The sequence below is a fragment of the Streptomyces sp. NPDC002643 genome (assembly GCF_053592555.1).
In genome coordinates this window covers 1-8,230 of the sequence record NZ_JBSFVY010000077.1, presented here as the reverse complement: position 1 = coordinate 8,230, position 8,230 = coordinate 1, and the positions used below count along the sequence as shown (strand labels likewise).

6 protein-coding genes are annotated in these 8,230 nt (G+C 63.4%); 5 read left to right on the top strand and 1 reads right to left on the bottom strand.

Going from position 1 to position 8,230, the window contains the following annotated elements:
- The first annotated feature begins 254 nt into the window (after nt 1-254).
- On the top strand, nt 255-1,727 hold the full coding sequence (locus ACWD4G_RS45505) for a DNA phosphorothioation-associated putative methyltransferase (protein WP_451304626.1): 1,473 nt from the start codon (nt 255-257) through the stop codon (nt 1,725-1,727).
- Here the strand turns inward: ACWD4G_RS45505 and dndA are convergent.
- The gene (dndA, locus tag ACWD4G_RS45500) at nt 1,717-2,856 is read right to left on the bottom strand and encodes a cysteine desulfurase DndA (protein WP_451304624.1); all 1,140 of its coding nucleotides are present in this window, start codon (nt 2,854-2,856) and stop codon (nt 1,717-1,719) included. The two genes, ACWD4G_RS45505 and dndA, sit on opposite strands and share 11 nt — an antisense overlap.
- Nucleotides 2,857-2,898: 42 nt before the next feature.
- Here dndA and dndB point away from each other — a divergent pair, with 42 nt between their 5' ends.
- From dndB to dndE, 4 genes are read left to right on the top strand one after another with little or no spacing between them, the layout of a single operon-like run.
- Nucleotides 2,899-4,056, top strand: coding sequence for a DNA sulfur modification protein DndB (gene dndB, locus ACWD4G_RS45495; RefSeq protein ID WP_451304622.1), 1,158 nt, complete (start codon nt 2,899-2,901; stop codon nt 4,054-4,056).
- Nucleotides 4,053-5,600 carry a DNA phosphorothioation system sulfurtransferase DndC gene (gene dndC, locus ACWD4G_RS45490; protein ID WP_451304620.1) on the top strand — a complete coding sequence of 516 codons (1,548 nt, stop codon included), beginning with the start codon at nt 4,053-4,055 and terminating at the stop codon, nt 5,598-5,600. Before dndB ends, dndC begins: the two co-directional genes overlap by 4 nt.
- Nucleotides 5,587-7,578, top strand: coding sequence for a DNA sulfur modification protein DndD (dndD, locus tag ACWD4G_RS45485; RefSeq protein WP_451304618.1), 1,992 nt, complete (start codon nt 5,587-5,589; stop codon nt 7,576-7,578). The genes dndC and dndD overlap by 14 nt, the downstream gene beginning before the upstream one ends.
- A complete protein-coding gene (gene dndE / locus ACWD4G_RS45480) occupies nt 7,568-7,945 on the top strand; it encodes a DNA sulfur modification protein DndE (RefSeq protein WP_451304616.1) in 378 nt (125 codons plus the stop codon). The genes dndD and dndE overlap by 11 nt, the downstream gene beginning before the upstream one ends.
- Nucleotides 7,946-8,230 lie beyond the last annotated feature (285 nt).

The following is an 8,230-nucleotide window of genomic DNA, read 5'->3' as shown; positions in this document are numbered from 1 at the left end:
CAGGCACCGATCGCCTACGAGCAGCAGTCAGCTACCCTGACACTCGCCGCATAGCGACACGAACAGGTGTCCACCCCTCCGGGACAAGGCCCGCCCTCTCCACCGGGAACGGCCGGGCAAGAGCCGATTGGGGGGCGCCGGACATCAGGGTCACGCCATCGCAGCGTCGAAGAGTGCTGCAAAGTCGCCGCCGACCTGTGTGAGTGGTTAATACGCTGGGACTCGTATGTGGGGCCGCATGGTGGTGGGGTGGAATGGCGGGACCGTGGGGAAGCGATCGGCGCCTAACGGCGATCGGGCGTGCTGGTCTGTCTGCCCCTGCCCGGCAGGCAGTGATCGATGGTCAGATCCAGCCGGGTCTCCGCGTCTTCGACTATGGCTGCGGTCGAGGTGATGACGTCCGGAGTCTTCGGCAGATGCAAGTTGACGCCGAAGGCTGGGACCCGTACTACTTCCCGGACGGCGCGCAGGTCCCGTCCGACGCTGTTCTGCTCACCTATGTGCTCAACGTTATCGAGGACCCCGAGGAGCGCCGCGCGACGCTGCTGCGCGCGTGGGAACTCGCCCAGTCCGTCCTGGTGGTGTCGGCGCGACTGACGTGGGAACGGAACAAGGTCCGCGGCGAGGGTTATGCGGACGGGGTGCTCACGAGCCGACAGACTTTCCAGCACCTGTTTGGAACCGGAGAGCTGCGGGACTTTGTACAGGAGGCGACAGGAGTCCGGTGTGTTTCAGCTGCCCCGGGAGTCGTCTACGCGTTCCGAGCGGATACGACACGCATCGCTTTCCTAGCCCGCAGGATCATCCCCGATGCGGAGTGGCTGGCGTCCGATGACACTGCGTCTGCCATCGCCGCAGTGGTTGCGTTCACAGAACAACGTGGACGCCTTCCTCGTATCGAAGAGATGCCAGAGTACTTGGCGGAGCTCCTCAGTCACCTACGCACGGCCGACCTCCAACGCTTGGTGCGCCGCTCCGCTGCTCCGGAGAAGATCGAGGCCGGCGTTACACGCACCACGCTGAACACGCTGCTGTTCCTTGCTGTCGAGCTGTTCAACGGGCGCGGCCCCTTCGGTAGCCTGCCGCTGTCCGTGCAGCTCGACATCCGAGCCTGCTTCTCCTCCTACAAGGAGGCGTGCAAGCGGGCCGATCGCCTCCTGCTGAAACTCCGCGACGACGCCTACGTGCGTGGAGCCATGCGGGCTTCGAAGGTTGGCAAGCTCACTCCGACCGCCCTGTACGTGCATCGCCGGGCGGCGGAACAGATCCCGACGGTGCTGCGTCTGTACGAGCACTGTGCGGCGATCGCGGCAGGTCGTCCGGCTGACTGGACGCTGGTGAAACTCTTCCACCAGGGGCGAGCGGTGAGCTGGCTGGACTACCCTCAGTTCGACGTCGACCCGCACCCGAAGCTCTCGGCCTCCTATTCGGTGGAGATGAAGGGGCTGGACACCACGTACACCTCATACGTCGACTCCGCGAACCGTCCCTTGCTGCACCGCAAGCACGAGTTCTTGGCGCCGGATGATCCGGACGTCGCCAAGTATCGACGGCTCACCGAGTCGGAGGTGCGCGCGGGCCTTTACGAGCAGCCGCACCTCATCGGGACCGAGAAGGGGTGGGAAGCTGAACTGGTGCGGTGCGGACGCGAACTGCGCGGGCACCGCTTGGTGCGTCGTGTGGCGGGGAACGAGGCGTCGCCTGAGTATCCGACTCTCAGTCCATGAGGGAGATGATCGTGTCTGCGATGCCCGCAGCGTCGAGGTCGTCCACTTGGGAGGAGGGAAACCAGGATAGGCGCAACCCATTGGATGCGACCTTTTCCGGCAGGCCCATTGCGCGCAGGACGTGGCTGGGCGTGTAGGAGGCGCTCGTGCAAGCCGAACCGGTGGAGACGGCAGCGAGATCCTTGATGTTGACGATGATGGCCTCTGCGTCGACTCCTTCGAAGGACACGTTGAGAATGTGCGGCACGGTGTGCTCGGGATCGCCGTTGAGGTGATAAGGCGTTGTGGAAAACGCACCGAGCAACTGCTCGCGGATCTTGTGTGCCCCGACGAGCCACTTCTCATGCTCTGTCCGGAAGATCTCCTCCGCTTTGGCCAGCCCCATCACCAGGGGAACGGGCAACGTGCCGGGACGGAGCTTGCGTTCTTGGCCGCCTCCGAACATGAGCGGCTGGAGGGGCACCTGCCTACGACCGCGACCTCGGATCAGCAGAGCGCCGATGCCCTTCGGCGCCCCGATTTTGTGGCCGCTGATGCTGACCATGTCGATCGGCGCGGTCAGATCCGCGGGTAGCTTCGCAAACCCCTGCGCGGCATCCACATGTAGGTAGGTGCCGGTGCCGTGGAGCAACTGGGCAAGCTCGACAACAGGCTGGATGACGCCTGTCTCGTTGTTGACATGCATGAGCGACACCAGCAGTGTGTCCGGACGCAGGCGCTCCTGGATCGCCTCGAGGCTGACGCGACCGGAGTAGTTCGGCTTCAGGAAGTCGACTTCGAAGCCTCGGCTCTGCAGATGCTCCAGGGGTTCGAGTACTGCCTTGTGCTCGATCGCCGAGGTGATGATGTGGCGGCGCCCCGTCGACTCCCCGTGGGCAGCCAACCCCAGGATGGCGATGTTGTTGCTCTCCGTCGCACCGCTGGTGAAGATCAACTCATCTGCGGTGGCGCCGAGTTGGGCAGCGAGTTGCTCGCGTGCCTGCTGCACGGCTTTCTTGGCTCGCGTGCCGTACTCGTGTGTGCGGCTGCCGGCGTTCCCGAAGTCCTCCGTCATCCAGTGAAGGACGACATCGGCGACGCGAGGGTCGACGCGCGTCGTGGCTGCTGCGTCTAGGTACGTGACCGACATCAGGTTCCTCTCGCAACGTATGACGTACAGTACGTTTCTTGGATGACGTACCGCTACGATACAGCCGTGGCTAAGGTGAAAGAGATGGATCCGCGAGAAGCTGCGACGTCGTCCGTCGGCTTCGAGTACGCCTTCCCTGCCATCCGGGGGGTGCAAGCTGGACGCCAGTTCTTCGTGTCGATGTGCCCACTCCGGCTCATCCCTAAGATCTTCCTCTTCGATGAGGACGAGATCGCCCCGGAGGTGCGGGCACAGCGGGTGTTGAACAAGGGCAGGCTGCCTGCACTGACTCGGTACATCCTGGATAATCCGGATGATTACGTCTTCAGTGCATTGACCGCTTCCATTGACGGCGACATCCGCTTCGAGAGCACTGCCGGGACCGGCGTGGGTATGCGGGTGGGCCAGATCCGGATCCCGATGGCGGCACGCTTCTTGATCAACGACGGTCAGCACCGTCGCGCGGCGATCGAGCTGGCTCTCAAGGAGAACCCCGACCTCGGCGACGAGAGCATCGCGGTGGTCTTCTTCCATGACACCGGGCTCGCCCGCTCCCAGCAAATGTTCGCGGACCTGAACCGCCACGCGGTCCGTCCTTCCCGCTCCATCGGTGTCCTCTACGACCAGCGCGACCCCGTCGCCGAGATCACCAGGCTTTTGGCGATGAAGTCGACCGTCTTCAGACAGCACGTCGAGATGGAGAACAGCACACTTTCGGCGCGCTCCCGCAAACTGTTCACGCTGAGCGCTCTGCATTCGGGTAACCAGGCGCTCCTGCAAGGGCTTTCACTGGAGAAGCCGCAGGCTGGGGAGCTTGCCCAAGCCTTCTGGGAGAAGGTGGACTCCCTCCTACCCGAGTGGGGAATGGTCCGCAGTCGAGTGCTCACAGCTCCCGATGTGCGCAGGGACTACATCCACAGCCACGGCATCGCACTCCATGCACTCGGGCGAGTCGGGAACACCCTGCTACGGGAGTCGGTTGACCCCGCTGTGTGGGGAAGCCGGCTGGATCGCCTGGCGGCAGTGGACTGGTCGCGTTCCAACTGCAACTGGGAGGGCCGCGCGATCATCGGCGGCAAGGTCTCCAAGAGCCACGCCCAGCTCGCCCTCACAGTGAACTACCTGCGCCAAGCACTCGGACTTGCACTGAGTCCAGAGGAGCAGAGCGCCGAAGACGCCTACCAGCGAGGAGACTCATGAGCACCCCGACACGACGAGCCAGGCCGTTCGAGGGCAGCAGTCTCAAAGCGGTGATCGCCGAGCTCACCGCAGAGGTGCGCGAGCTCTACCTCGCCGACGAAGTCCCCTGGGTTGTCGGCTACAGCGGGGGCAAGGATTCAACGGCAGTCCTCCAGCTTGTCTGGCTGGCACTCAAGGACCTGCCGGTAGAGCAGCGCACGAAGACGGTCTACGTCATCAGCACCGACACGCTGGTTGAGAATCCCATCGTGGCCTCCTGGGTCAGCCAGTCACTGGAGACAATGCGGCAGGCTGCGGCGGAGCAGCAGCTGCCGATCGAGCCGAACCGTCTCACGCCCGCGGTCAAGGACACCTTCTGGGTCAATCTGATCGGACGCGGTTACCCGGCACCGCGACCGAAATTCAGGTGGTGCACCGAGAGGATGAAGATCAAGCCGTCAAACTCATTCATTCGCCGTGTGGTTCGCCGGCACGGCGAGGCGATCATGGTTCTCGGGATCCGCAAGCAGGAAAGCCAGATCCGCGCCCGGGCCATGGCCAAGCACGAGAAGCGCCGGGTGCGCGACCGTCTCTCGCCGAACGGCAATCTGCCGAACAGCCTCGTTTACAGCCCTATTGAGGACTGGTCCAACGATGAGGTATGGACCTTCCTGATGCAACGGGAAAACCCCTGGGGTTACTCCAACAAGGACCTGATGACCATCTACCAGGGCGCCACGGCGGATGCCGAGTGCCCGTTGGTCGTCGACACCAGCACTCCCTCATGCGGGGACAGCCGATTCGGCTGCTGGACCTGCACCCTGGTCGACCAGGACAAGTCGATGGCAGCCATGATCAGTAACGATGGTGAGAACAAGCGCTGGATGGAACCGCTCCTTGAACTGCGCAACAAGCTGGACGTCGCCGACAACGAAGAGGACCGCGACTTCCGGAAGATGAACGGCACCATCCAGTTGATGACCTATGTCGACAAGGACGACAAGCAGAAGAAGCAGAAGGTCGTCCACGGTCCTTACACCCAGGCAGCTCGGGAGAAGTGGCTGCGTGAACTCCTCCGCGCCCAAGCCGAGGTGCGCGAGGAGGGGCCGGACGAGGTGCGTTATATCGAGCTGATCACGATGGAAGAGCTGCATGAGATCCGTCGGCTGTGGGTCTTCGAGAAGCATGAGGTAGAGGATCTTGTGCCTCGGATCTACAAGGAGGAGACCGGAGAGGATTTCCCGGGCGCTCCCCTGGACGAGCAGCTGGCACTCGGTGCGGACGAGATGGAACTGTTGCGTGAGGCCAGCGATGGTGACGAAATCGCCTTCGCTACTGCCCGGGAGCTCCTGTCGGTGGAGCGTAAATTCCGCACCAGGGCACGGCGTTCCGGGCTCTACGATGAGTTGGAGAAAACCATTAAGCGCGGCTTTTTCGAGGACAAGGAAGACGCCTACGCGTATGCCTTGAAGAAGAAGCAGTTGGGTGGGAAACGCGTGGTGCCTAGGCAGACGACGACCGACGACGTGATCGGCGACGAGGGTACGACCCATGCTTCTTCGTAAAATCACCCTGAAGGATTTCGGCGCCTACCGAGGCACCCAGACCCTCGACCTGCACACTCGCCCCGGCAAGCCAATCGTGCTGATTGGTGGACTCAACGGCTGCGGCAAGACCACTCTGCTTGACGCTCTTCAGCTGGTCCTGTACGGGCCGCGGGCGCGCTGCAGCGCGCGCGGGAACCGCTCCTACGAGACCTACCTTCGTGAGTGCATCAACCGCGCGGCCAACGCGGAGGAAGGCGCCTCACTCGCGCTGGACTTCTCGATCACCGTGGACGGGAAAGAACGCGTTTACAGTCTCAGCCGAAACTGGTCTGTCAGCGGCAAGAGCCTTCGCGAGCACGTCACCGTGTTCGTCGACGGCAGGTGGGACCAGGTAGTCAGCGCCACCTGGGCTGACCATGTCGAAGATCTCCTCCCGCTGGAGATCGGCTCTCTCTTCTTTTTCGACGGAGAGAAGATCGAATCCCTGGCTGATCCGGAACGCGCGTCCGCCGTGATCCAGTCCGCAGTGCAGTCATTGCTCGGGGTCAGCACGGTGCAGCAGCTCCGGACCGATCTGCAGGTCCTCCAGCGTCGCAAGCGACTCAGCGAAGAAGATCAGGCCGCCATAGAGCAGATCAGACAGCTCGAAGCCCACTACCAAGACGCCAAAGAGGCCGTTCGGGTGGCCCACGATCAGAAGGGCGAGCTGCGCGTCGAACTCGACAAACGCCTGAAGGACCTAAAGGAGGCCGAGGAAGCCTTTGCTCGGGACGGCGGCGCTCTCTTCGAGCGGCGGGAGTCCTTGCGGCAGCGCCGCAAGGACGCAGCTAAACACCTGGCCAGCACGCAGGAGAGCCTGATCAGAGTGGCGGCAGGGCCGCTTCCGCTCCAGCTCCTGGGCGAGCAACTCGCAGCAGTGCGCAAGCAGGCGACCATCGAGCAGCAGGCCGCCGAGGCAGCGCAGGTCCTGGACACCCTGGCCAGCCGCGACCAGGAGATCCTGAACCGTTTCGGCACGCTCCTGTCTTCCACGGACCTCAAGGCATTTCAGGAGTATCTGACCACTGACCGTCAGCAGCGCGAGCTGACCAGCACAGCAGAGCGCATCCTCGATCTCAACCTCGACGGCTACACGCAGCTCGCCGGACTGGAGCAGATCCTGCGTACCGAGCAGCAGCGTGCCCGCGAACTCCTTGACCTGGCATCCGAACAGGCAGAGGAAGTAGACGCCCTGGACCGGCAGCTAGAGGGAGTCCCGAGCGAAGAACGGATCGCGACGCGGCAGGCAGAGCAGGCGGAGGCACTGCAGGCTGTCCATCACGCTGAAGCCGCGTTCGCCAATGCCGCTGAAGCCTACGAAGCAGCCAAAAGGCGGCGAGCGGCAGCACACGACGAGCTGGAGGCAGCACACGAGCAGCAGGCGGTTAAGAAGTTCGAGGCTGAGGAAAACCAGCGGATCTATGACCACTGCGAGCGTCAGCGTGCTCTGTTCGAGCGCTTCGGGGACGCCCTTCTGAAGCGGCACATCAGCCGCTTGGAGGTCGCGGTGCTGGAGAGTTTCACGCGGCTGATGCGTAAGAGCGGCCTTGTGCGCAACCTGCGTATCGACACCGAGCGGTTCCAACTCACCCTCACGGACGAGAACGGTGACGCCGTGGACCCCGGCCGCCTGAGCGCCGGAGAGCGGCAACTGCTCGCGGTCTCGCTCGTCTGGGGCCTCGCTCGCGTAGCCGGCAACTGGCTACCTAGCGTCATCGACACCCCGCTCGGCCGCTTGGACAGCCGTCACCGAGAACTTCTCGTCGACCGCTACTTCCCGCATGCAGGAGACCAGGTCCTGCTGCTCTCGACCGACGAGGAGATCGACGAGCGGCTGTACCACCGGCTCCAGCCTTCCGTCGCGCACACCTACACCCTCGTTCACGACGACACCACGTTTACCACTACCGTCGAACCTGGCTACTGGTGGAACTCTGGAGCAGAGCATGTCGCTTGACACAATCCGCCTCTCCCAGCCTGCCCGGGACCAGTTGGTGTGGCTCAAGCGCACGACCGGCATCAAGAACTGGAACGTGCTGTGCCGCTGGGCCCTGGCCATGTCCCTCCGCGACCCCTCCACCCCCCTGGTCAAGGAGATCAACACTGACTCCAATGTTGAGATGGACTGGGCCACCTTCGCCGGCACCTACGCCGACGTATACCTCGCCCTGCTCAAGCAGCGGTGTGCAGCGGACGGCGAGCCCCTCACCGACAAGTCGATCAGCCGAACCCTCACCATCCATCTTCACCGCGGTATCGGCTACCTTGCCGGGAATCAGGAGATCCAGACGATCCGTCAGCTCATCGCTACCGCAAGCGAGTAGAGCGTCGAACGCTGTCGCTCAGGGCCGGGACCGTGAAGCCACGACGGTCCCGGCCCTGAGTGTTGACAGAGCTGTCGCACGCACCTGCGCCTGAACCGAAACGTGTAGTCCAGGGGCCCAAGTCCCGCCAGCCGCAAGAAAACCAACAAACCATCAGGAGCACAGCAACAACCTCGGCCCCCACCCGATCTAAGTGGGCGGTTCGTAAGGTGATGTCCGTTTCTGGCTGGGGTTGGGGCAAGGTCGCTGGTGGAGGGTGGGTCGGCTATTGCTTCCTGGCGAAGT

Excerpts from the sequence above, each read along its gene's own strand:
- ACWD4G_RS45505 (WP_451304626.1), top strand. The coding sequence starts at position 255 with ATGGCGGGACCGTGGGGAAGCGATCGGCGCCTAACGGCGATCGGGCGT.
- dndB (WP_451304622.1), top strand. The coding sequence starts at position 2,899 with ATGACGTACCGCTACGATACAGCCGTGGCTAAGGTGAAAGAGATGGAT.
- dndA (WP_451304624.1), bottom strand. The coding sequence starts at position 2,856 with ATGTCGGTCACGTACCTAGACGCAGCAGCCACGACGCGCGTCGACCCT.
- dndC (WP_451304620.1), top strand. The coding sequence starts at position 4,053 with ATGAGCACCCCGACACGACGAGCCAGGCCGTTCGAGGGCAGCAGTCTC.
- dndE (WP_451304616.1), top strand. The coding sequence starts at position 7,568 with ATGTCGCTTGACACAATCCGCCTCTCCCAGCCTGCCCGGGACCAGTTG.
- dndD (WP_451304618.1), top strand. The coding sequence starts at position 5,587 with ATGCTTCTTCGTAAAATCACCCTGAAGGATTTCGGCGCCTACCGAGGC.